Here is a 19,173-nt window from a genome sequence, read left to right as displayed (position 1 = left end):
CGCAATACGTGTCGATCCGTTATACCGAACGTCTGGCACAAGCCGGTATTGAACCGTCTGTCGGCAGTCGCGGTGACAGTTACGATAATGCGCTGGCTGAAACGATCAATGGCCTGTACAAGGCTGAACTGATACACAGGAGAGCTCCCTGGAAAACCAGGGCTGCTGTGGAGCTGGCAACTTTGGAATGGGTTGCCTGGTATAACCATCAACGCCTGCTTGGATCTATCGGGTATATTCCTCCAGCTCAGGCTGAAGAAAACTACCGACAAACCCAGGATAATAAGACATTGATGGATATTTTACTTTAACCAAATAGCCTCCTCGATTGTCGGGACGGTTCAGAAGTGAGTGTGAAGCAGTAAGTGCCCAGTCAGGCAGAGTACATTTGGAAAATTAGAAATGCAGGATGGCACTGCCCGAAAGCAGTATTTGGTCATTGTCTGTGCCATCCCTGAATATGTCATGATGAACTGCCAGATCGTAGCGAACTTCAGAACGTAACGTGATTCCGGCGATGGGTTTGTAGTTTAATCCTGCTGTAACACCGATGAAATCCTCATCGTTGCCATCACCCATTACACGGGTTCCGTTCTGGTCGTGGAACCATTCAAAACGCAATCCTGCCCCAAGCTGGTTTGAAATATCGTACAGAAGGTACTGATTGATTCCATACCATGTAGCGGAGGAAGAATTCGGTGTTCCCGCTTCAATTCCGAAGTCATGTTGTACCACGTAATGCAGTTTATCAGTGATACTTCGTTCCAGCTCGATGCTGTACATCGTACGATTATGGTCATGGTTCAGAGGGCCGGTTTTTACATCACCCGTGATCAGTGATGCGGAAAGCATGGTTTTTCTGTCATCGGTGATGTAATTCAGCCCTCCCAGATAGTCAGGAGAGTGCCTGGAAAAGGCATCCCATCGGGTAACAACTCCGCTCTTGATGGTGAGATTGTCATTGACCGGATAGGAAAGCATGATACCCATGTGTGTAAAAGGTTCAGCGTACCGCATGGTGTAGGCGTGTGAGAAAAAGAAATTGTTGGGTGACATCGGAGACTCATACCCGATAATCGTATAAAAATGACCGATCGACATGCTCACACCATTCCCGATCGGTGCATACAGGTTGACATACAGTTGAGGAAATACCAGTTGATGTTTCGGGTTATCTCCCAGAATGGTTGAGTCGAAACTGGAAGTTTTGACAAATTTTGCATCTGTACCGTACAAAAGGTCGGCGCGCATGCCGATATCCCACGAATTTCTGCCGGGATCTATTTCTTTTTCGATATAGGCATAAACCTGGTGGAGATTGAACTGGTTGGCACCATCATTGAATGCCACCGGGAAGTTCGAACGATTATGTGGATCCCCGGGATTGCCGGTAAAGCCGGCTTCCACCCATCCTCTAAATTTCAGTTTGATTGATGGGGCAGGCGTGATTTCATTGATGTTGTAGCCGGTCAGCGTGTTGATTAACCCGGTTTCTTCGGCAGAAGCTGAAGTGGCAGCGAGCAGGCTGAATATCAGGAATAGTGAGGTGCCGGTTCTGTTGTATCGAGATGGATGCATAGAGTGATCTCCTGCTGGTTGTTCTATCGATCAGGAAGACATGAACTTTTTATTCAGATTTACGATGTTTGGATAAAAATGCTGCCATTTGTCGCAGATAGGATCAGGATCCGGATTCGTCAGGGCTGGTTATTCTGAAGCGGCAATATTTTCCATTTCTGACGATACATTCCGTATGTTCGATATCGGCTTTCAGCAGATGCTTCAGGAAACTGATGTCGAGCTTGCAAAATTCCTGATGCTGCTGGGCGAGTTCCTGAAAAACACAATTATTTGCAACGATTTCTGCCTGATTTTCTGATATCCGATATATTTCGGTATCGTAACCAAGCTCGCTCATGATGGTAATGGCTTCCTGAAGTTTGTCGCTGCGGGAGGTATGCTGCGTAAGGCGATGTTCCAGCCCGCTTGCCATTTCTTTGCCAAGCTCGGTCAAACAAACATCAAGCTCATGTTCGCCCATGTTTTTGTCTATCCAGGAAAGCAGCAGCTTTGCCAGAAATGAGTATCGTCGCTGGAACAGCTCCAGGCCATTGGGTGTCAGCGTGTATACCCGGCCCGGCCTGCCGCCAGTGCTTTCCTGCAAGGCACTCTGAATGAAACCGCTGCTGCCCAGATGAGTAAGATGCTGGTTGACGGCATTACGGGAAATAGTCAGCAGACTGGATAATTCTTCTACCGTTAGCCCTTTACGATGATGCAGCAGGGCGGTGAGCAGGGATTGCTGGCGTTCTCCCAGCAACGACAAGGCAGATTTCATGACTTATGATGAACCGTTATTCCAAGTTTTGACATATTTATATTGCGAAAGTATTTTAACTTGCAGTATAGTGGAATCCTCTCGGTAAAAAAAGAGGAGGAGACTGAGATGTTGAATATTTCAATTCTGATTTTTGCAATTGCTGCATTAGGGGGGGTATTTCTGGCTTCCAAGGTGCTTGCTGGTAAGCTGGCTCCATGGCCTGTTTCCATCGTACATGCTTTGCTGGGTGCAGCAGGATTGGTAACACTGATACTGGTGATAATGGAAGGACCGGAAAACAATCGTCTGACTGCTGCACTGGCTCTGCTGGTCGTGGCTGCATTGGGGGGATTTTATCTTGCTTCACTCCATGCAAAATCAGCGATAGCGCCTAAGGGCGTCGTCTTCATTCATGCTGGTGTGGCAGTTGCGGGCTTTCTCACGCTGTTGAGCGTATTGTTGTAAGTTCCGAAAAGGAGAGATTGATATGAGACACCCCATTCATCCGATGCTGGTTCATTTTCCTGTTGCGACCTTGTTTCTTGCAACGCTGGGAGATATTGCCAGCTTGTTCATGGACGAGCAAGTCAGTCGGGTGGCTGGGGTGCTGCTCGTTATCGGTACGATCACCACATTGCTTGCCATGGTGGCGGGTCTGATGGAACTTGGAAAAATTGATCAGCAGAGTCCGGCCATGAAGGTTGCCAATCAACACATGATGCTGATGATGGCCAGCTGGTCGTTTTATGCAGTCAGTCTGTTTCTGAGACTGGATGGAACCCGTTTGGGTCAGCCGGGCATGGTTGCCGTTGCCATGTCTGTTGCAGGGTTGATCGTTCTCTGTATCGGGGGCTGGCTGGGAGGCAAGCTTGTTTATGAATATGGCGTGGGTACCCGTTCCAGTCAACCCTGACTGAGTCAGGTAATAATAATTTTGTATTGGCGCTGGTGTGCTGAATGAACGGCTGAGGGAAGGTGCTGAACCCGTTCTTCGGGTTTTTGTAGTATGTTTTCAGGTGATCGTACTGTCCAGGCCATTCTCGGCAATTTCTGCCGCTCGCAGGACAGCCCTCGCTTTGTTGCAGGTTTCGGTCCACTCACTTTGTGGAACAGAGTCAGCTACGATACCAGCTCCCGCCTGCACATGCAGTATGCCGTCCTTGATCAGGCCGGTACGGATTGCGATGGCCAAGTCCATGTCGCCATTGAATTCGAGATAACCGACTGCGCCAGCATAAATACCGCGCTTGGAGATTTCCAGCTCATCGATGATTTCCATTGCTCTGACTTTGGGTGCGCCGCTGACGGTACCCGCAGGGAAGGTGGCGCGTAGTACGTCGATCGCATTCAAACCCGATTTGAGCTTTCCTTCAACATTGGAAACAATGTGCATGACATGCGAATAATATTCTATCTGCATGTTCTCAGTGACTTTTACGCTACCGGTCTGGGCAACCCGGCCGATATCGTTGCGTCCCAGATCCATCAGCATGATATGTTCCGCCCGCTCCTTGGGATCGGCCAGCAAATCTGCCGCCAGTGCCAGGTCAGCCTGGGTATCCTGGCCACGTGGTCGGGTACCGGCAATTGGACGGACGGTAACTGTATCCTTTTCCAGTCTGACCAGAATTTCCGGTGAGGCGCCAACGATATGAAAATTTCCCAGATGATAATTGAACATATAGGGTGATGGGTTGAGGCTGCGCAGCGCACGATACAGTGCCAATGGTGAAGCAGAGTAGGGTTTGCTGGTACGCTGCGAGAGGACAACCTGCATGATGTCGCCCTCCAGGATGTAATGCTTGGCTTTTTCCACTGCGGCAATGAAGTCGGCTTCGGGAAATTCACTCACAGCTACTTTGGAGGAAGTAGATTTCTCGACTGGTATCGAGAGCGGCTCTCGCAGTTTGTGCAGCAATTCCCGGAGCCGATTTTTGCTGGTCTGATAGGCATTTTCCAGTGTCGGGTCGGTATAGATGATCAGGTAAAGCTTGCCGGAGAGATTGTCCATGACAACCAGTTCTTCCGACAGCAGTAACAGAATATCCGGTGTTTGTATCGTATCCGGCCGTGCATGCCCTGCTAGTTTTGGCTCGATGTAACGAATGGTATCGTAGGAAAAATACCCGGCCAGTCCTCCGCTGAAACGAGGCAATTCCGCATGGGGTGCTACCTTGAACCGGTTCAGGAAGGTGCCAATGAAACCCAGCACGTCGCTGGTATCGATTTCTTCCTTCGTTTCATTGCCACTGATGACGCGAACACGGCTGGAACATGCTTCCAGCCGTATTTCTGCAGGTAATCCGATGACCGAGTAACGCCCGAACCGCTCCCCTCCCAGGATCGATTCCAGTAAATAGGAATAAGGCTGGTTCGCCAGCTTGAGGTAAATGGAGAGGGGCGTATCCAGATCAGCGAATGTTTCCAGCACCAGAGGTATCCGGTTATAGCCTTGTGCTGCCAGATCGTTGAATTCACTTTCAGTTATGCAATGATTCATGGAAAACAAGGTATTGCTGAAATGGTCGGGTTAATGAGATGAAGCTTTACCGGTCGATAAAAATCGAGGTTGCTGCGGCCAGCGAAAGTCTGCCGTAAGCTGATCAAGTGTCGTGCTGGTAGGTGATCAACCGGGTGGCATCCACGATGGTATCGACTACTGCATCGCAATCGAGCTCACGCACATCATGCCCTTCGTTATAGCCATAAGGTACACAAAAAATATGGCAACCCGCTGCACGTGCAGCAATGGCGTCGTTTGATGAATCACCGATCAGCAATGCGGCTTTGGGCAATATGTCGAAGTGTTTGCAGGCATGCAGCAATGGCAGTGGATCCGGTTTTCTCTTCGGCAGGCTGTCGCCCGATAATACCAGTTCGAAATAATCCAGCAGGCCGGTTTTGTGCAGCAACGGCAGGGTGAAAATTTCGGTTTTGTTGGTAATGCAGACCAGGCGGAATCCACTCTGCTTGAGTTGTTCGAGTCCTTCGACGACACCGGGATAAGGGCGTGTATGTACATGCAGATTTTCCGCATAACAACGTTCATAAATCGGTAGCGCTTGTTCGAAGAGTTCGGGATCCGGTTCGCCATCCGGGCTGTTGGTGAGTGTGCGCTTGACGAGCTTGGGAACGCCCTTGCCAATGAAAGTTTGGATGGTCGATGATGGCAGTTCCGCCATACGCAGCTCACGCAACATTTCATTGGCGGCCAGTGCCAGATCTTGTGCAGTGTCGAGCAGGGTGCCATCCAGATCGATGATGATGGCTTTGAGTGGTAACGGGAACAAGCCTGAGTCAGATGGTTGTGTATTGAGTTGAGTCATGAGAGTAACTGGTTCCTGATCAGGCGACTTTTGCCAACTCGGCGCGCATGGCGGCAATGATGCTGTCGTAGCGGTGGGGATCACTTTCTTTACCCGCACCATAAATGGCAGAACCAGCCACGAAAGTATCTGCGCCGGCGCGGGCGATTTCCGCAATGTTATCCACTTTTACACCACCATCGATTTCCAGCAGAATGTCACGGCTGCTTGCAGTGATACGTTCCCTGGTCAGGCGTAATTTATTCAGTGCTTCAGGAATGAAAGTCTGTCCGCCAAAACCGGGGTTGACTGACATGATCAGGATCAGGTCGAGTTTGTCCAGGACGTGGTCGAGATACGAAAGAGGGGTGGCCGGATTGAAAACCAGTCCTGCCTTGCATCCCTGCTCCTTGATGAGTCCGATCGTACGATCGATGTGCCGCGAGGCTTCCGGATGGAATGAAATGATGTTGGCGCCTGCCTTTGCGAAATCCGGAATGATGCGATCAACCGGTTCCACCATCAGGTGCACATCGATCATCGCTTGGGTTAAGGGGCGGATTGCCTCACACACCAGTGGACCGATCGTCAGATTGGGAACGTAATGGTTATCCATGACATCGAAGTGAATGATGTCTGCGCCGGAATCCAGGACTTGCGTGATTTCTTCACCCAGTCTGGCAAAATTGGCGGAAAGAATACTCGGGGCAATACGATACATGATTGGACCTCATAAGGAAATGTCACATTTTAACCATAAATGGAAACGGGGAGTTAATAATGCTTTTGAATGGATATCTGTGTTCACGGGGTTGGCAAGATGTGCAGCTGTTTCTTTGCTTTCTTCCATGATTCCTGCAAGAATCTGACGATATGACTCCGATCCAGACCTTCATCGACCGCAGAAAGCATCTGCTGTCAAAAATACAGCATGGCGTTGCGGTAATTGCTACTTCGCCGGAAAGATACCGTAACCGGGATACACATTATCCTTATCGTTTCGACAGTTATTTTTATTATCTGACAGGTTTTCGCGAACCCGAAGCAGTGCTGGTACTGGTTGCAACCGGCGACGCAAGTACTTCGCAGCAGATTTTATTTTGCCGTGACAAGGATATCGAGCGTGAAATCTGGGATGGATTTCGTTATGGGCCGGAGGCTGCACGGGAGGTTTTCGGTTTCGATGCAGCATATTCCATTGCCCGGCTGGATGAGCTGGCCGGTGAGCTTCTGGCGGATCAGCCCGTAGTATTTCATGCCTTCGGTCATGATACTTCCTGGGATCAGCGTGTGGTAGGGTGGATCAGCCGGGTACGGGAACAGGTCAGAAAGGGGGTATCGGCGCCTGCTGAAATTCGGGATATCCGCCATTTACTCGATGAAATGCGTCTGATCAAGGATGAAAATGAATTGGCGGTAATGCGTGAAGCAGCCGGAATTTCAGCTGAGGCACACAAGCGTGCCATGCAGGCGACCCGCCCCGGCAGATATGAGTATGAAATAGAAGCCGAACTGCTGTATGAATTTCGCCGGCAGGGCGCTGAAGCCCCCGCCTATACATCAATCGTGGCAGGCGGTGCAAATGCATGTGTACTGCATTACATCCAGAACGATGCGCAACTGCAGGCGGGTGATTTGCTGCTGATCGATGCAGCTTGTGAACTGCACGGCTATGCGGCGGACATCACACGTACCTTTCCGGTGAATGGCAGATTCTCCGCTGTACAAAAAGATGTCTATCAGCTAGTACTTTCTGCGCAATCCGCTGCAATTGACGCGGTTCGGCCCGGCAGCAACTGGGATTCACCGCATCAGGCTGCTTTGCGGGTACTGGTGCAAGGCTTCATCGATTTGAATTTGTGCCAGGGTAGTCCGGATGCCGTCATCGAAACGGAATCCTATAAACGTTTTTATATGCACCGGACCGGGCACTGGCTGGGATTGGATGTACATGATGCCGGAGAATATAAACAGACTGGCCAGTGGCGTGAATTGGTACCGGGAATGACGTTGACGGTCGAACCGGGCTGTTACATTCGTCCGGCCGAAGATGTTCCGAAACATTTCTGGAATATAGGCATAAGAATCGAGGATGACGTGGCAGTTACACCGGCCGGACATGAAGTGCTTACCGGAGCGGTGCCTAAAAGTGTGGCTGAAATAGAGGAGTGGATGCAATGTACGACGATTTCAGAAAGATAATCATCAGGCGGATCGTATACCGTGGACAGACCGGCCCGGAGGGCGATCCCCTGAAAACACCACCGGCCAATAAATGGTTGTTTTATCTGACACTCATACCGGCAGTGGTCGTAGTAGTAGTGCTGGGTGCATTCTTCTTTTCAATCGTGCTGGCACTGTTTGTCGCCGTGGCTGGTGTGATTGGTGCACGGTTCTGGTGGTTGCGGCGTAAATTCCGGAAGTCGATGTCTGCTGCGGCCGAGCAAAAAAATAGCATGATTGAAGATGCTGAAATCATTGAAATCCGGGAAAACGATAAAAGCGACCGTGGGCACCATTAATTATTTTCAATCGTTATTGACGGGGCAGCCATGCGTAAGTTTGCAGCGTTCATCCTGTTTTCAGTAGTTGGCACATCCGGCTGGTGTGGAGATACCATTCGGCCCGGGTTATGGGAAGTCACGACTCGATCGGATTTGCTCGGGCTGATTGCACATGTTCCATCCGAGCAAATGCAGCAGATCACCAGTCTGGCCAGGCAATATGGATTGAAAGTGCCTCGCATTCAGGAGGGTGCTGCCATTTCGAAGGTATGTATCACCCCGGAGATGGCAGAACAGGATATTCCCTCGCATTTTTACGAGAATCAGTCCGGATGTTCGGTCGTAAATGCCAGCCGGTCCGGAAATCGCTATCAGGTGGAACTTGTCTGCGACAATCCCCGTTTCAAAGGGAACGGTCACGCTGAAGGTATTTTTTCCACTCCCGAGCGTTTTACCGGAAAAACGGAATTCAACAGTACGGTCCAGGGTACACCGCTGTATGTCTATGCCGAAACGAGTGGCCGGTGGATTGGCGCGCAGTGTGAGCCGATGCGTTGAGCGATACAACATAATCAAGAGAGCCTGAATACGCTGACGAAGCGTTACGCCATCAACCCCAAGACAGTGGCAAAGTGGAAAAAGCGCAGTTTTACGCACGATCTTACTGAGGGAGATAAAAGGCAGGCCACGCGTATTAGTAAGGACGCACTCCAAGAAGCAGAGCTACCTAGGTGTTTAGTCCCACTTTGTGAGGAGATGACAATGAAAAAGATTCTGGGTATTTATGATGCACCGCCTCTTCATTGGGTGGGTGATGGTTTCCCGGTGCGCTCGCTGTTTTCTTATAGCAATCATGGAAAACTGCTGAGTCCATTTCTGCTGCTGGATTATGCTGGCCCGGTTGACTTTGCTCCAGCAGAGCGACCGCGTGGAGTGGGGCAGCATCCGCACCGCGGGTTTGAAACGGTAACGATTGTTTACCATGGCGAAGTGGCCCATCGGGATTCGACTGGTCAAGGAGGGGTGATCGGCCCGGGTGATGTGCAGTGGATGACTGCAGGTGCGGGCATTCTGCACGAGGAATTCCACTCGGAGTCCTTTACACGCTCGGGTGGTCAGCTTGAGATGGTGCAGTTATGGGTCAATCTGCCTGCTAAGGATAAGATGATTGCTCCGCATTATCAGGCCATCCTTTCTGCGGATATTCCGGTAGTTGCTTTGCCGGATGATGCTGGCAGTATCCGGGTAATTGCAGGTTGTTATCAGGATCATACGGGACCAGCCCGTACTTATACACCGATGAATGTCTGGGATGTGCGGCTGAAACGAGGGAAAGTCACTGAGTTACCGTTACCGGAGGGATGGAATACGGCACTCGCCGTTTTGCATGGCAAAATATCAGTCAATGGCAGCCCGCTTGTCCAGGCTGCACAACTGGTATCGCTCGATCGTGCAGGTGATACGGTATCACTCGATGTTCGGGAAGATGCCACAGTACTGTTGCTCAGCGGTGAGCCCATCGATGAACCAGTCGTCGGATACGGGCCTTTTGTCATGAACAGTCAGACAGAAATCGATCAGGCAATCGCAGACTTTAACAGCGGGCATTTTGGGCAGTTGTCCCGCTAATCTCTACCGGTAGGTAACAAAGAGATCGAGCTACCAGCCGAGAGTATGTTGAGATGACCAGGCCAGGCGATTGGATGGTAAGCATTCCTGAGCGCTGGTCAAATACATGAAACTACATCCGGTTGGCGTAATATTCCACGACCTGCTGTACATCGATAGGAAACGGAACATCTTCGGCAGTAGGCAGGTGGGTAATTTTGCCGGTTTTATCTTTTTCATCCCAGAGCAGCCATTCAGGGCGGCTTAGTGGTAAGTCCTGCAATGTTCCCAGTACGATGGGCAGATTCAGGCTTTCCGGTTTGATGGTGATTTCATCACCTACATTCAGACGGATGGACGGAATGTTAACAGGTTTGCCATTCAGACGGACATGGCGGTGTGATACCAGTTGCCGTGCTGCTATGACGGTCGGTGCGAACCCGGCGCGAAACACTACATTATCGAGCCGGCGTTCCAACAGCTGCAATAAAGTTTCGCCTGTCGGTTCGGTGCTTTTGCGCGCGTTCAGCATCAGATGACGCAACTGGCGTTCAGACAGCCCGTAATTGAAACGCAATTTCTGTTTTTCCTGCAGTTTGATACCGAAATCCGATTTTCTGCGGCGTACCAGCTTGGCGCCATGCTGACCCGGTGGAGTCGGCCTGCTTGCGATGGTTTTGCGCGATAAACCAGGCAGATCGACACCCAGTGCTCGCATGATTTTCAATCTTGGTCCTGTAAACCGTGACATAACTGCTCCAGCGTTAATTGATGAATCGGTTGCCCGGTATGATCATACCGGCAGCCCTTGCTTGTACCTGTTGATATAAAACCTGTTTCCACTGCCTGACCAGTTGCTGTGCCACTTCAGTGATCAGCTCCGATTCCGCATACTGCGGTGCGGTCAGCTTATACGCAAGATCCAGCGCCAACTTTGCCAACTCCGTCGACGGCCTGCTTGCATACTGTGCTGCCACGCAGCACAACGATGCCATGACGGCATTCGCTGTAGGTAAATCCGGATCGAATTGTGCATCTGTTTCAGATTGCTGATTCATACGAATGACCCTGTCAGACATTTATTTCGAGCAATGGTAATAATTCGTATTTATTAAGTCAACTTCTAATCCTCGATCAAATCAAACAAAATACAATGTTGTGGTATATATTCGGCTGTTTGCTGGTATATCCTGGCTCGGGTACAAAAAATTGCCAGCTTGTTCTGCGTTATCATCCTAAGCAAAGTTCTTTTTCATCCATTTATCCATGATGACGACAGCAGTCAGATCACCAGTAACGTTGATGGTCGTGCGACACATATCGAGAATGCGATCGACGCCGAAAATGATGCCGATTCCGGCAGGTGGCACACCGATGCCCGATAAAATGGTAGCCAGTACGGCAATACCGACACCCGGCGTGGCCGGTGTGCCGATCGAAGCACCAACCGTGGTGCATAACAGCAGGATCATTTCTGTGAAACTCAGATCCACTTTGAAGATCTGGCACAGGAAAACAGCGGCTACTGCCTGGTAAAGTCCGGTACCGTCCATATTGATCGTCGTCCCGACAGGAATGACAAAACGACTGATATCTTCACTGACACCAAGATTTTCTTCTGCTGCACGAATGGATAAAGGCATGACGGCAGCTGAACTGGAGGTGGAGAAAGCCAGCAGTTGCACATCACGTATGGCGCGCAAAAATTCGAATGGCGGACGATGGCCGAAAACGGCTGCTCCGAACAGATACAAGCCGAGAATGATCACGAGTCCCAGCAATACACAACCCATATACCAGCCGATCGCTGTCAGTATATCGAAGCCCAGCCGAACCATGGCATCGACCATCAGACCGAATACAGCATAAGGGGCCAGTGCCATGGCCCAGCTGATGATCTTCATTGCGGCCACTTGTCCGAACAGGCATAAATCCTCGAATGGTTTTGCGATTTCACGTGGAATGGTCAACGCGGCTACACCGAGAAAAATCGCACCAATTACGACTTTGAGCATGTCGGTTTGCATGGCTGCTTCGACGAAATTGGAAGGGATGAGGTTAACGATGCGTTGCGGGACAGTCAGATCGTCAAATGTTTTTATACCACCATCAGCCGTCATGGCAGCCGCCAGCGTATCGATACTGGTGCCGACCGTATGCCCGGGCTGAATGATGAGCGTGATGGCAAGGCCGATTCCTACGGCAACGAAAGAAGTGATGATGAAGTACGGCACGATGAATGCTCCCATTCGCTTCAACTGGTGCGGAGAGCCACTGGTCAGAATACCGAGTGCAATGGAGCAGATGATCAGCGGAATCACTACCATTTTGAGCATTTCCAGAAAAATGACTCCGGGCAGCGCAATCCATTCCGCTGCCATGAGCACAGTATCGTTTTCCAGTAATGCCAGACCGCCAGGAGATAGTACAAGGCCTGTGAGGGTGCCCAGTACCATCCCCAACAGAATTTTTGCCCATAAATGCTGGGCGATCAGGGCGCCGATGGATTGGCTTAAAGATTGTTCACGTCGGGAAAATGCCATGGGCGCCAGCATATCATCGTTCTCACACTGACAGGTTCCAGAAAATAGCTGGGAGATGCCTCTCGATTGTTTTCACCAGTTGAATCGTATACCACCATAAATTGCCCGGCCGTAGCCGGAGTTGAAGAGTGCCGAAGTGGCATCGGCCGTACCGGAGGTGATCGTGGTCGAGATGTAGCGGGTATCGAGCAGATTACGTCCTTCGAGGTAGCCGGACCATCCTTTACCCGGGTCATAGCCGATTCTGAAGTTCAGGAGCGCGTATGAGCCGATGGTGAGACTGTTGGCGTTATCGGCGTAATAGGCTCGTGGCATCCATTCGACATTCGGGCCGGCGTGGAATCCATTCGGGTATTTGTAGAGCACTTCTGCGCGCAGGTAGTGGGGTGGTACGCCGGGCAGCTTGTTGTTTCCATAAAGGGTGTCATTGTCAAAAAAGAAATCGTTGTAGGTGTAGGCTACGTCGAGCCAGAGAAGATCTTTCCGGGTGGCGATTCCCTTGAGAAATGCGGCACCAAATCCCAGTTCGATTCCCTGATGTACGGTACGATCCGCATTGACTACCGTACACGGGCTGAACGGCGACGTTCTCAGGCATTGCAGCTCATTTCTGAGATGGGCGCGATAGAAGGCGATATCCCATTTGAAATCGGCTTTGCGCCCGCGTGTTCCGATTTCGTAGGTGGTGGCAGTCTGGGCATCGAGTTCCGAGCTGGCAGGTGTCATGAATGTATTCGTGTCGAAGGTCGGTACTTCCGCACTGCGTGAGATATTGGCAAAGATCTGTACATCAGGAGCAATGTCCCACAACAATCCTCCTCTGGGGCTGAAGATGCTGTAAGCGCGGCGACCCGACTGGTCGCCATCCGTCAGGAAACGGTCATTCCGGTCGCGAATCGCATGCAGGAACTGCCCGCCGGCAACAAGCGCGACGTTCTGCAGGAAGTAGAAACTGTTTTCCGCATAGATTGAATAGTTCTGTGATTTATCCACCGTGGACATGGCCAGTGCCCCTTTCACCGCATCTCCCGGGTTGATATATTCTTTGTAGTTGATTTTACCGTTATGAACATTTGCACCCGCGACAAAGCGGTTGCGGAAGCCGGCGATCAGACGGTCATCGGTTGCACGGGCGAAGCCGCCGTAGTCATGGACATAGTAATCCAGGTACCGGTAGATAGGATGATCCACATGACGATGGTGGCCAAAGAGACCAAAGTCGACCGTGGTGGAGCCGAAGCGTAGCGTAGTCTTGTTGGCGAGCCGCACTGAGTCGATGTTGCGTTGCTGATCCTGCCGTATGAACTCGGGATCGGCGCTGCGTGGTGAATCCAGCGCCATGCTCCTGGTCAGCTCGCCTGGTAAACGCTGGCGCCATGTATTTGCGTTCAGGTAAAAGCGTGTCTCGGCATCCGGTGAGAATCGATAACCGAAGTTGGCGCTGCCCAGTACCATGTGGCCGTTGCTGTGATCGCGATAGCCATCCTCGCGCTGTGCCGATGCAGTGATGAAATAATCATACGGACCGTGGACTCCGCCTGTGCTTGCCTGCCCTTTCATATAGCCGAAACTGCCTGTATCCACTCGCCCGCTGAACCGGGAAGCATCATAACCTGTCGGTGTGACGAAGTTGATTGCGCCACCGAGAGAGTTGGCTCCGTAACGCAGTGCATTGGCACCCTTGAACACTTCGACGTAGCGGTAAGCACCTGGATCGATTTCGAAGACATCGAACAGGCCATCGGCAGTGTTGATCGGGATGCCGTCCATATACATATTGATGCCACGGTTGCCGTAGTTGCGCGTCAGTCCGGAGCCGCGGATCGATATCCTGTTGTCGATATTCGATTTGGGTTGGGCGATGACACCGGGTATCCAGCCGACGATGTCCTTGATGGTTTGTGCCGGTGTACTTTTGAATCGGGTATCGGATATGACTTCGACGGCACCGGGTGTGTACTGGATATTGGCCGTTGCCTGTGCGGTATTCGGAACGGTTAGTGAGGCTTCGTTACCGGCCGCGGATGAATCAGTGGTGATGGTGATTTCGGGTAAAACCGTATTGGCAGCAGCCTGGCTGATGACGACCATGCTGTTATCGACCATCTCGTACTTCAACCGGTTTTTATTCAGTACCTGGTTCAATGCTTCTGCCAGTGTGAAGTTGCCGTGTAGAGGTGGAGAAAGATGATTCCGGGTGATTTCATCTGCATAAATCAGCTTGATGCCGGTGATATTGGCCAGGTGATTCAGTGTGGAAGAAAGGGGCTGTGCAGGAAGATTGAAGGAATAGGTGATGTCATTTTGCGCATTGGCCGTATTCGCCCATAGCAGAAGCAGTAACGAAAATAATCCGGCAATAGATTTCATGGTGTTTTTCTCCAGTCAGGAAGGTATAAAGGTTTCTGATGTCCTGTCTGGTAAGACGTGAAAAACACGATGAACTGGTCACATTTTTTTATTTATCCGGTCGATCAGCAGGGTTTGCCCGTCCGGCAGTTTTTTTACCCTGACTGGTAAAGCCTTTTCCAGGCTGCTGAGGAAAAGTGGCAGATCACGGGTGCCGAATGTTCCGCTCAGCGTCTCGTGTGCAATGGCGGGGTCAGTAAAAATGAAGTGTACCGGGTGATAGCGTTCCAGCTCGGCTGTGACTGCTGCCAGAGGAGTCTGGCGGAATATCAGCCGCCCGTGCTGCCAGGCTGCGATCTGTTCGGTATCGACCGGGCGGAGAATCGCATGATCACTGCGAGAGGAATAATGTTGCTGATACCCTTCATCCAGACGTACACCATCGATTTCCACCGCACCTTCCAGTACCGTGATCGAGATATCGTCCTGCTGTTTGTGTATGTTGAACCGGGTGCCGATATCACGGATCTGCAATTTGTCCGTATGCACGACAAAAGGACGCCAGGTCTCGTGTGCAACGTCGAAAACGGCTTCTCCCGTATCCAGCGTGATTTTGCGCTGCAGGTAAGAAATGCGGACGTGCAGACGAGTGGCCGTATTCATGTTGATACGGCTGCCATCCGCCAGGGAGATGAGGCGCTGCTCTCCTAATCGGGTGGAATAAGTGACGGTTTCAGCGCTGTATTCCAGCCAGCCGATACTCATCAAAGCAGATGAAATCAGGAAGAACAGTGCCCAGCCGAGTATGCCGGCCGGCTGGTGTTTTGGGCGGCGCTGTCTGGCTTCACGTAAACCGGGGATATCGGGTGTTTCTTTCAGCCTGTCTGTTTCAGACCATAAGCGTTCAGCATGCGCATAGGCTGTCTGATGAGCTTCATTTTTACAGAACCAGCGGTTGAATTTTCGCCTGTCCTTATCCGTACAGTGTTCAGACTGTAATAGAAAGAACCACTTCAGTGCCTGTTTGAGCAGCTGTTCGTCAGGAGGGCCGGAAGCGGGCATACAGTATCACCGGATGACTATCTGGTTCATGCTGCGGTGGCAACGCAGCATGGCCTGTACCAGACGTCGTTGCACGGTTTTTTCGGAAATATTGAGGCGGATGGAGATTTCACTGTAACTGAGCCCATCGATTTTACGCAGCAGAAAAACATCGCGGCAACCTTGCGGCATGGAGGCAATCGTGTCCAGCAATAGTCTGCACTGCTGCCGGAGGCTCACGATTTCATGCGGCTGGAGCAGCGGGCAGGGCAGTGTCTCATCGAGCAGCAGATATTCTATTTTATTTGCAGGATCACGCTGGTGATCCATGGCCAGATTATGGCCGATCCGGAACAGATAAGCGGACAGGCTCAATATATTCGATAAATCGCGGTGGCCCAGTAACCGGATATAGGCTTCCTGGGCAAGATCAGCTGCGGTTTCACGGCAACCGACCAGGCGAGTGATGCGACTGATCAATTGTGACTGGTATTGTTTATAAAATGTTGTAAATACAGGGGAATCCGATGAAGACATGATGCAGTCGCGAAAAGAAGTGTGTAACTATTGTTTGTCCGGATCAAATTATCCGGACAAAAGCAGGAAATGAGAATGCGACAAATTGTCGCAGGGAAGAATGCCCGGGTAAGTGTCGGTAATCGGATCATCGATGTAGTGCTCATTCTGCACACAATCGAGTGGTATCCCGGGCACCTTGCGTACTGATCGCTGGAAGGATGACGGCTTATCTGGACGGTATCCCGAGATGCGGATAGGGAGAAAGTGTCCCGGGCGGGACCAGCGGATCATTGCCCCAGGCGGGATAGTCATCCGTCAGGGTATTCATGAATGCGATGAGTGCTGTTCTTTCTTCGGCTGTCAGATTCAGATTGCCAAACTCGTTACTGACGTTTCGCCCGACTTCGGGCAACGGCCAGCACTGAGATGGAAAACGGGGTGAAGTGTTATCGCAATCGTGCGGCAATGCATCGCGTGTATTGTAAAAATGCACGATCATTGCCAGAGATGCAAAAACACCATTATGGCCATAAGGGGCGGTAACCGCCACGTTGCGCAAGGACATGACTTTGTGTTTGCCGATTTGTAAACCTGATTTGTCGCGTTTCTGAATATCTGCCCGTCCGCCAAGGCCCAGATCAGGTTCGGGCGATCCGGGGATTTTCATGTTGCGGGGTGCACCGATGTTTTCATAGCCAAAGTTGGTGAACAAGGGCGGAACAGTGATGTTCCCTTTTTTATCGAATGTACTTTCCACGGGATGACAAACTGCGCAATTGCCTTTCTGCGGATCTTTGAAAAGATCGAATCCCAGTTGTTCGACAGGCGTAAATGACGTTGTTCCGGCGAGAACATAGTCAAACTTGGAGTTGAATTTACTGAATGATCTGTCTCGTTCGAAGGCGGCAACAGCCTGAGTCATGCTCTGAAAAACTTTCTCTACCATCCTGTCCGACTGTTTTTTGAGTGGTAGTGAAATACCGTAAATCTTTTTGAACAACTTGCGGTAAGTCGCATTTTCACTTAGGCGGTTAACAACGTCAGCAGCGTTGGGCATGGCCATTTCAACCGGATTCAGGAAGGGCTGTTTGGCCTGCTCTGCGAGATTTCTGGCGCGGCCGTTCCAGAAGAATCCTCCGCTATAGGCGTTCAGGCTTTTATCCCATTTGAACTTCGGGCTGAAGGCCGCATAGCCGACACTGGGTGTATTCAGTGTGCCGTTGAAAGGCAAGTTGGTTTCGGGATCGATGTCGGAGCCTTTCGATACGGGAGAGCCTGCGGTGACATTGTCAGGATCGACGAAGCCTGGCACCGCCGGCAGACCCGGCTTTGCGACCGGGCTCAGGCTGTGGCAGGTTTCGCAAGACTGATTCCTGTTCAAGGATAAATTTTTATCCTTGAAAATAAGTTCTCCCAGCATTATTTCTTCAGACCGCATCGCTTTTTTGTCACCTGCAACGCTCAAACCGGTATAAAACAATAAAAAGACAACCAGTATTTTGTACATAAACTCGATAATCCCTCGTTGGAATAATGACAGCGCGTGAAATTATCCGGACAACGAAAGGAAATGAGAATGTGACAAATTGTCGCAGAGAGGGGGCGGTGGAACACGAGCTGCTGCCGGATTGCCGATGCGATAACATCATTCAAGGGCTGCCAGCCATAGCGATTTTATCTGATGCACGTATACTGGGTATTGTCGGCATGCAGCTATCGGTCCGGCGATTTTCCAAGGAGCAGAATCATGAAAGCGACACAACTTTTGCATAATCTCGGCCAGAGTCTCTGGCTCGATAACATTACACGTGATTTATTGACTAACGGCACACTCAAGCGTTACGTCGACGAGCTTTCGGTAACGGGATTGACTTCGAACCCGACCATATTCAACCAGGCAATCAGAAACAGCAGTGCTTACGAAGCGGGAATTCGTTCAGGTTTGGAACAGAGTAAATCGAGTGAAGCGATTTTTCTTGATCTGGCGCTGGAAGATCTGACCCGGGTTGCCGATCTGTTGAAGCCGGTTTACGATCGTACCCATGGTGTTGACGGATGGGTGTCGCTGGAGGTATCTCCCCTGTTGGCCTACGATACCGCCAGTACCATAGTGGCTGCAAAGGAAATCTGCAACCGGGCGGCCCGGCCGAATCTGCTGATCAAGATTCCGGGAACCCGGGAAGGTCTGCCTGCCATTGAAGAAGCTATCTTTGCAGGTATACCGATCAATGTGACGTTGCTGTTCAGTCGTGAACAGTATGTGGATGCAGCCGAGGCGTTTTTGCGCGGTATCGAACGGCGCATCGATGCCGGTCTCAACCCTGATGTGATGTCCGTTGCTTCTTTGTTCGTCAGCCGATGGGATGTTGCAGTTGCCGGCAAGGTTCCGGAGACGTTGCGCAACAGGCTGGGTATTGCGATTGCCGGACGTACTTATAAAGCTGCTCGTGATCTTTTTGACTCACCGCGCTGGTTGCGTGCCTACAATGCCGGTGCACGGCCGCAGCGCCTGTTATGGGCAAGCACGGGGACCAAAGATCCTGCTGCTTCGCCAGTTCTGTATGTGATGTCACTCGTCGCTCCCTTTACGGTCAATACGATGCCTGAAGCTACCTTGAAGGCACTTGCGGACTATGATGATCAAAGCCTCGACTATATGCCTGATGATGGCGGAGATTGCGAACAGGTTCTGGAACAGTTTGCCAGAGCGGGGGTTGATATCGATGCGCTGGCAATTCGACTCCAGCAGGAGGGAGCAAAAGGATTCGTGACTTCCTGGCAGGAATTGATGGCGGTGATTGATTCGAAATGCACTGCCCTGAAGAGGGGAAAAACGGATTGAGGAACCTCTGAAAAAACTACCTGCGTTGCCATTTCTGCGTTAAAAGTCGGCTCAAAAGGTTCGTTTGCCATGTATAACTCTGCTTTTTACTCGGCATTGGCGCCTCGCCCTACGGGCCAGCCTCATGGCTGTCCGCTACGCG

21 protein-coding genes and 1 pseudogene are annotated in these 19,173 nt (G+C 51.0%); 10 read left to right on the top strand and 12 right to left on the bottom strand.

The features are described 5' to 3' along the window. Window positions 1-311: integrase core domain-containing protein (locus tag B5D58_RS08580; RefSeq protein ID WP_143779560.1), on the top strand; the 311-nt coding region annotated here is incomplete at its 5' end. An 85-nt stretch (window positions 312-396) separates the two neighbouring features. On the opposite strand, the gene B5D58_RS08575 is transcribed toward B5D58_RS08580, so the two are convergent. Continuing rightward, window positions 397-1,578 (bottom strand): porin, encoded by a 1,182-nt coding sequence (locus B5D58_RS08575; RefSeq protein WP_011112654.1) that lies wholly within the window; start codon window positions 1,576-1,578, stop codon window positions 397-399. A gap of 103 nt (window positions 1,579-1,681) precedes the next feature. After that, the gene (locus B5D58_RS08570) at window positions 1,682-2,338 is read right to left on the bottom strand and encodes a helix-turn-helix transcriptional regulator (RefSeq protein WP_011112653.1); all 657 of its coding nucleotides are present in this window, start codon (window positions 2,336-2,338) and stop codon (window positions 1,682-1,684) included. A 108-nt stretch (window positions 2,339-2,446) separates the two neighbouring features. Here B5D58_RS08570 and B5D58_RS08565 point away from each other — a divergent pair, with 108 nt between their 5' ends. Together B5D58_RS08565 and B5D58_RS08560 are read left to right on the top strand one after the other, a co-directional pair. Further along, window positions 2,447-2,785, top strand: a complete 339-nt coding sequence (locus B5D58_RS08565; protein ID WP_011112652.1) for a hypothetical protein — start codon at window positions 2,447-2,449, stop codon at window positions 2,783-2,785. Window positions 2,786-2,807: 22 nt separating this feature from the next. Further along, a complete protein-coding gene (locus B5D58_RS08560) occupies window positions 2,808-3,233 on the top strand; it encodes a DUF2231 domain-containing protein (protein WP_011112651.1) in 426 nt (141 codons plus the stop codon). A 99-nt stretch (window positions 3,234-3,332) separates the two neighbouring features. Here the strand turns inward: B5D58_RS08560 and trpE are convergent, their stop codons facing one another. The 3 genes from trpE to rpe all read right to left on the bottom strand — a co-directional run bounded on the left by trpE (window position 3,333) and on the right by rpe (window position 6,346). Further along, the gene (trpE, locus tag B5D58_RS08555; protein ID WP_011112650.1) at window positions 3,333-4,820 is read right to left on the bottom strand and encodes an anthranilate synthase component I; all 1,488 of its coding nucleotides are present in this window, start codon (window positions 4,818-4,820) and stop codon (window positions 3,333-3,335) included. Between the two features lie 103 nt (window positions 4,821-4,923). Next, window positions 4,924-5,646, bottom strand: a complete 723-nt coding sequence (locus tag B5D58_RS08550) for a phosphoglycolate phosphatase (RefSeq protein ID WP_011112649.1) — start codon at window positions 5,644-5,646, stop codon at window positions 4,924-4,926. 19 nt (window positions 5,647-5,665) lie between these two features. Further along, on the bottom strand, window positions 5,666-6,346 hold the full coding sequence (gene rpe / locus B5D58_RS08545) for a ribulose-phosphate 3-epimerase (protein ID WP_011112648.1): 681 nt from the start codon (window positions 6,344-6,346) through the stop codon (window positions 5,666-5,668). A gap of 152 nt (window positions 6,347-6,498) precedes the next feature. On the opposite strand from rpe, the gene pepP reads away from it, so the two are divergent. The 5 genes and pseudogenes from pepP (at window position 6,499) to B5D58_RS08525 (ending at window position 9,758) form a co-directional block, all read left to right on the top strand. Then, a complete protein-coding gene (pepP, locus tag B5D58_RS08540) occupies window positions 6,499-7,827 on the top strand; it encodes a Xaa-Pro aminopeptidase (protein ID WP_011112647.1) in 1,329 nt (442 codons plus the stop codon). Next, complete coding sequence (locus tag B5D58_RS08535; RefSeq protein WP_011112646.1) at window positions 7,803-8,147, top strand: hypothetical protein; 345 nt, start codon at window positions 7,803-7,805, stop codon at window positions 8,145-8,147. The genes pepP and B5D58_RS08535 overlap by 25 nt, the downstream gene beginning before the upstream one ends. Window positions 8,148-8,177: 30 nt before the next feature. Further along, entirely contained in the window at window positions 8,178-8,687 is a 510-nt protein-coding gene (locus B5D58_RS08530; RefSeq protein ID WP_011112645.1) for a DUF3617 domain-containing protein, read from the top strand. 3 nt (window positions 8,688-8,690) lie between these two features. Beyond that, a pseudogene (locus tag B5D58_RS14125) lies at window positions 8,691-8,825 on the top strand (IS481 family transposase); the annotation flags it as partial. A 66-nt stretch (window positions 8,826-8,891) separates the two neighbouring features. Next, the gene (locus tag B5D58_RS08525; protein ID WP_011112644.1) at window positions 8,892-9,758 is read left to right on the top strand and encodes a pirin family protein; all 867 of its coding nucleotides are present in this window, start codon (window positions 8,892-8,894) and stop codon (window positions 9,756-9,758) included. A gap of 112 nt (window positions 9,759-9,870) precedes the next feature. On the opposite strand, the gene rpsD is transcribed toward B5D58_RS08525, so the two are convergent. The 7 genes from rpsD to B5D58_RS08490 all read right to left on the bottom strand — a co-directional run bounded on the left by rpsD (window position 9,871) and on the right by B5D58_RS08490 (window position 17,696). Continuing rightward, the gene (rpsD, locus tag B5D58_RS08520; protein WP_011112643.1) at window positions 9,871-10,488 is read right to left on the bottom strand and encodes a 30S ribosomal protein S4; all 618 of its coding nucleotides are present in this window, start codon (window positions 10,486-10,488) and stop codon (window positions 9,871-9,873) included. 13 nt (window positions 10,489-10,501) lie between these two features. Further along, window positions 10,502-10,795, bottom strand: a complete 294-nt coding sequence (locus tag B5D58_RS08515) for a hypothetical protein (RefSeq protein ID WP_143023737.1) — start codon at window positions 10,793-10,795, stop codon at window positions 10,502-10,504. Window positions 10,796-10,972: 177 nt separating this feature from the next. Continuing rightward, on the bottom strand, window positions 10,973-12,280 hold the full coding sequence (locus tag B5D58_RS08510) for a dicarboxylate/amino acid:cation symporter (protein WP_050731316.1): 1,308 nt from the start codon (window positions 12,278-12,280) through the stop codon (window positions 10,973-10,975). Between the two features lie 72 nt (window positions 12,281-12,352). Next, window positions 12,353-14,650, bottom strand: coding sequence for a TonB-dependent receptor domain-containing protein (locus B5D58_RS08505; protein ID WP_011112640.1), 2,298 nt, complete (start codon window positions 14,648-14,650; stop codon window positions 12,353-12,355). A 78-nt stretch (window positions 14,651-14,728) separates the two neighbouring features. After that, window positions 14,729-15,691, bottom strand: coding sequence for a FecR family protein (locus B5D58_RS08500; RefSeq protein ID WP_011112639.1), 963 nt, complete (start codon window positions 15,689-15,691; stop codon window positions 14,729-14,731). 6 nt (window positions 15,692-15,697) lie between these two features. Further along, window positions 15,698-16,207 (bottom strand): RNA polymerase sigma factor, encoded by a 510-nt coding sequence (locus B5D58_RS08495; protein ID WP_011112638.1) that lies wholly within the window; start codon window positions 16,205-16,207, stop codon window positions 15,698-15,700. A gap of 208 nt (window positions 16,208-16,415) precedes the next feature. Beyond that, window positions 16,416-17,696 carry a cytochrome-c peroxidase gene (locus tag B5D58_RS08490; protein WP_011112637.1) on the bottom strand — a complete coding sequence of 427 codons (1,281 nt, stop codon included), beginning with the start codon at window positions 17,694-17,696 and terminating at the stop codon, window positions 16,416-16,418. Between the two features lie 26 nt (window positions 17,697-17,722). Here B5D58_RS08490 and B5D58_RS08485 point away from each other — a divergent pair, with 26 nt between their 5' ends. Further along, window positions 17,723-17,962, top strand: a complete 240-nt coding sequence (locus tag B5D58_RS08485) for a hypothetical protein (protein WP_041356845.1) — start codon at window positions 17,723-17,725, stop codon at window positions 17,960-17,962. Next, window positions 17,937-19,031 (top strand): transaldolase, encoded by a 1,095-nt coding sequence (gene tal, locus B5D58_RS08480; protein WP_011112636.1) that lies wholly within the window; start codon window positions 17,937-17,939, stop codon window positions 19,029-19,031. Before B5D58_RS08485 ends, tal begins: the two co-directional genes overlap by 26 nt. The last annotated feature ends 142 nt before the right edge of the window (window positions 19,032-19,173 follow it).

The sequence above is a fragment of the Nitrosomonas europaea genome (assembly GCF_900167395.1).
GTDB lineage: Bacteria > Pseudomonadota > Gammaproteobacteria > Burkholderiales > Nitrosomonadaceae > Nitrosomonas > Nitrosomonas europaea.
The sequence above is the reverse complement of the archived record's forward strand: the minus strand, read 5'-3'. Positions and strand labels throughout refer to the sequence as shown.

Bases quoted from the DNA above. Each gene is read 5' to 3' on its own strand.
- B5D58_RS08575 (WP_011112654.1), bottom strand. From the start codon at position 1,578: ATGCATCCATCTCGATACAACAGAACCGGCACCTCACTATTCCTGATA.
- B5D58_RS08565 (WP_011112652.1), top strand. From the start codon at position 2,447: ATGTTGAATATTTCAATTCTGATTTTTGCAATTGCTGCATTAGGGGGG.
- B5D58_RS08515 (WP_143023737.1), bottom strand. From the start codon at position 10,795: ATGAATCAGCAATCTGAAACAGATGCACAATTCGATCCGGATTTACCT.
- B5D58_RS08505 (WP_011112640.1), bottom strand. From the start codon at position 14,650: ATGAAATCTATTGCCGGATTATTTTCGTTACTGCTTCTGCTATGGGCG.
- B5D58_RS08500 (WP_011112639.1), bottom strand. From the start codon at position 15,691: ATGCCCGCTTCCGGCCCTCCTGACGAACAGCTGCTCAAACAGGCACTG.
- B5D58_RS08550 (WP_011112649.1), bottom strand. From the start codon at position 5,646: ATGACTCAACTCAATACACAACCATCTGACTCAGGCTTGTTCCCGTTA.
- B5D58_RS08560 (WP_011112651.1), top strand. From the start codon at position 2,808: ATGAGACACCCCATTCATCCGATGCTGGTTCATTTTCCTGTTGCGACC.
- tal (WP_011112636.1), top strand. From the start codon at position 17,937: ATGAAAGCGACACAACTTTTGCATAATCTCGGCCAGAGTCTCTGGCTC.
- rpsD (WP_011112643.1), bottom strand. From the start codon at position 10,488: ATGTCACGGTTTACAGGACCAAGATTGAAAATCATGCGAGCACTGGGT.
- B5D58_RS08490 (WP_011112637.1), bottom strand. From the start codon at position 17,696: ATGTACAAAATACTGGTTGTCTTTTTATTGTTTTATACCGGTTTGAGC.
- trpE (WP_011112650.1), bottom strand. From the start codon at position 4,820: ATGAATCATTGCATAACTGAAAGTGAATTCAACGATCTGGCAGCACAA.
- pepP (WP_011112647.1), top strand. From the start codon at position 6,499: ATGACTCCGATCCAGACCTTCATCGACCGCAGAAAGCATCTGCTGTCA.
- B5D58_RS08525 (WP_011112644.1), top strand. From the start codon at position 8,892: ATGAAAAAGATTCTGGGTATTTATGATGCACCGCCTCTTCATTGGGTG.
- B5D58_RS08510 (WP_050731316.1), bottom strand. From the start codon at position 12,280: ATGGCATTTTCCCGACGTGAACAATCTTTAAGCCAATCCATCGGCGCC.
- B5D58_RS08495 (WP_011112638.1), bottom strand. From the start codon at position 16,207: ATGTCTTCATCGGATTCCCCTGTATTTACAACATTTTATAAACAATAC.
- B5D58_RS08485 (WP_041356845.1), top strand. From the start codon at position 17,723: ATGACAGCGCGTGAAATTATCCGGACAACGAAAGGAAATGAGAATGTG.
- B5D58_RS08530 (WP_011112645.1), top strand. From the start codon at position 8,178: ATGCGTAAGTTTGCAGCGTTCATCCTGTTTTCAGTAGTTGGCACATCC.
- B5D58_RS08570 (WP_011112653.1), bottom strand. From the start codon at position 2,338: ATGAAATCTGCCTTGTCGTTGCTGGGAGAACGCCAGCAATCCCTGCTC.
- rpe (WP_011112648.1), bottom strand. From the start codon at position 6,346: ATGTATCGTATTGCCCCGAGTATTCTTTCCGCCAATTTTGCCAGACTG.
- B5D58_RS08535 (WP_011112646.1), top strand. From the start codon at position 7,803: ATGTACGACGATTTCAGAAAGATAATCATCAGGCGGATCGTATACCGT.